The sequence below is a fragment of the Streptomyces ossamyceticus genome, from assembly GCF_001418475.1.
Lineage (GTDB): Bacteria > Actinomycetota > Actinomycetes > Streptomycetales > Streptomycetaceae > Streptomyces > Streptomyces ossamyceticus.
In genome coordinates this window covers 1-1,045 of sequence record NZ_LIQX01000703.1, presented here as the reverse complement: position 1 = coordinate 1,045, position 1,045 = coordinate 1, and the positions used below count along the sequence as shown (strand labels likewise).

The following is a 1,045-nucleotide window of genomic DNA, read 5'->3' as shown; positions in this document are numbered from 1 at the left end:
TTCGCTCCACGGCAGCCGCCCCCGCCACAGGGTGATCGAAAGGGTGCGGCCGTGGCCCGGGCGGCTGCCGTGGAGCGAAGGGCGCGTGCATGCAGCAGCCGTTCCGCCGAAGCGGGATACCCGAGCGCAGGCCGACCGCGTTCGGCCGGCCGCGGCCCCGGCGCGCGTGGCGGGCACGCCGCACGGACGGCACCCATGCGACGAGCGGCATGGGCGGGATGGGCGGCATGGGCGGGATACGCCCCCGCCGGGCCGGTATACGCCCCCGCCGGTCCGTCGCGATCGCCTCCGTCACCGCCCTCACGCTGGCGGTCAGCACGTCCGCCGGCACGGGGCGCCTCGTGGCGAAGGAGACGAGCACGGCCGCGGGAGCGGTCGCCGTGGCCCCCGGCTCGGGGCTCGACCCGTGCATGATCCGCGGCAGGCTCGGCGTCCAGATGTCCGAGGGCGTCCCCACCCCGCCCGGATACTCCCGCTCCACCGGCACGGTCCGCGCCCTCAACCTGATGATCGACTTCTCCGACGCGCCCGGCGAGGGCAGCGCGATGGACCGCTTCGCCGAGTTCGCCCCGCAGACCCAGAAGTGGTTCCGGACGAGCAGCTACGGCCGTATCGACTACCGGCCCGAGACCCCGGTCACCGAGTGGCTGCGGATGCCGGAGACGTTCCGCTCGTACGGGATAGAGCGCGGCGTCCCCTTCGAGCCCGGCTACCGGCGGCTGGTCCAGGACATGGTGCGGGTCGCCGACCCCGTCGTCGACTTCCGCAAGTACGACCTGGTCAACGTGCTCGTCACCCCGAACGCGGGGCCGTCCGCCCTCGACACGGTCCTGTCCGTGACGTTCGCCGGGAACAGGGAGGCGCCGGTCGCGGACGGTATCCCCGTCGCCAACGCGTCGTTCGTGTACAGCCGCCAGGACGACGGCTCCGGCACGTACCACGAGACCGGCTACCGCGTGCTCCCCCACGAGAACGGCCACGTCTTCGGCCTGCCCGACCTCTACACCCACGAGGGCGGGGGCGCGGTCGGGCACTGGGACATCAT

Annotated in this window: 1 protein-coding gene; it reads left to right on the top strand. The window is 73.6% G+C overall.

Annotated elements, in window-relative coordinates:
* Positions 1-218: 218 nt before the first annotated feature.
* Positions 219-1,045 (top strand): metallopeptidase domain-containing protein (locus AOK15_RS37045; RefSeq protein ID WP_478078822.1); only part of this gene is annotated, 827 nt, incomplete at its 3' end.